The organism is Bartonella sp. AP88XZML (assembly GCF_042195565.1).
In the GTDB taxonomy this organism is placed as follows: Bacteria; Pseudomonadota; Alphaproteobacteria; order Rhizobiales; family Rhizobiaceae; genus Bartonella.
This window is the reverse complement of sequence record NZ_JBHIOQ010000078.1, coordinates 1-1,177: the sequence shown is the minus strand read 5'-3', so window position 1 is coordinate 1,177 and position 1,177 is coordinate 1. Positions and strand designations below refer to the sequence as shown.

1 protein-coding gene is annotated in these 1,177 nt (G+C 42.9%); it reads left to right on the top strand.

The annotated features are described in order from the left end of the window. A partial coding sequence (locus ACFIK2_RS08265; RefSeq protein ID WP_375677148.1) for a phage portal protein occupies positions 1-1,177 on the top strand: 1,177 nt, incomplete at both ends.

Here is a 1,177-nt window from a genome sequence, read left to right as displayed (position 1 = left end):
TTTTAAAATTTCTCGTCAACACAATCCCCATTTTGAAGCGGCAAGCAAAAGCCGCCGTATGGGTGGTTTTGACCCCGCAAAGAAACATATCAATAAAGCGATTGAAGAATGCGGTGATACCATTGTTGCTCGTTCAAGATGGCTCTATGATAATGAATCTCTTTATGGGTCTGCAACAGAAGAATGGGTCTCTGCGGCTGTTAGTGATGGGATTAAACCCTATCCTCGTATTGAAGGTTTTCAAGAAGAAAAGAAAAAGCTTTTAGACTTATGGTGGCAATGGGTTGATGAAGCAGACTATGATGAAGATGCCAATTTTTATGGACTTCAAGCAACCATTGCACGAGAGGTCTTTCTAACCGGAGAATGCTTTGTAAGATTACATTATGTTGATCTCTACGGACGCTCTGGTGTACCGCTTCAATTACAAGTTTATCCCACCGAAATGTTGGACCTTTCCTACAATGGACCGGCTGAGATTGAAGGCAATTACATTCGTATGGGGATTGAATTTAATGCCAGTGGTAAGCGCGTTGCTTATCATTTCTGGGAACATCACCCCTATGATGATGTCCCTGCAAATATGGCTTTTGAGAGCCAAGAGCGCGTGCGCGTCCCTGCTGAAATGGTCCTTCACATCAAAGAGCGCCGTATCGCAGGACAATTGCGCGGTTCTCCCAAAATAACGCGCGCTATGACAAAGATCTTTCAACTCGAATCCTATGATGATGCAGAGCTTGAACGAAAAAAAACAGCGGCTCTTTTTGCAGTGTTTATTACAGGGAAGGAATCTCATGATGCGGCATTAGAGGACAATCGTGAAAAAACGAAAATTGAACAGAAGGTAGAAAAGAAGATTGAAGAGGTACCCGAAGAGCATCCAATTTACCCTGGCTCAGTTAACGTGGTCGATGGCGAAAAACAAATTACATTTTCAACCCCTGTTGAGGTTGGTGGTTCTTACGAGGCTTTTCAATTTCGCAATATCTTGAAAATTTGTGCAGCACTTAATATGCCTTATGCCGTTGTGACTGGAGACGTTACGCGGGGGAATTTTTCTAATGTGCGTACCTCTATCATTCAGTTTAGACGGCACGTCAAACAATGGCGTGAACATATCATTGCCTTTCAGTTTAACCGCATTGTTTGGGAACGTTTTGTTGAAATGGCAGTACTT